Source organism: Paenibacillus sp. GbtcB18 (assembly GCF_019091125.1).
GTDB lineage: Bacteria > Bacillota > Bacilli > Paenibacillales > NBRC-103111 > Paenibacillus_F > Paenibacillus_F chitinolyticus.
The window spans coordinates 1-254 of record NZ_JAGXJX010000582.1 but is presented as its reverse complement, the minus strand read 5'-3'; the positions used below and the strand labels follow the sequence as shown (position 1 = coordinate 254).

Sequence of the window (254 nt, the reverse complement as noted above, 5' to 3'; positions counted from 1 at the left end):
GACATCAAAATCCGTGAGTACATTACTGTACGCTTAAAAGAATCTGCTGTTGCTAAAGTAGAAATCGAACGTGCAGCAAATCGTGTAAATGTTACAATTCACACTGCAAAACCTGGTATGGTAATTGGTAAAGGTGGTACTGAAGTTGAAGCACTTCGTAAAGCACTTAACCAATTAACAGGCAAGCGTGTACACATCAACATTTTAGAAGTTAAGAGAGCTGATCTTAACGCTAAATTAGTAGGCGAAAACAT

At 37.8% G+C, this 254-nt stretch carries 1 protein-coding gene; it reads left to right on the top strand.

Annotation, left to right across the window (positions count from 1 at the left end; translation table 11 throughout):
- The coding region (locus KVT34_RS30615) for a KH domain-containing protein (RefSeq protein ID WP_217563335.1) at nt 1-254 on the top strand (254 nt) is incomplete at both ends.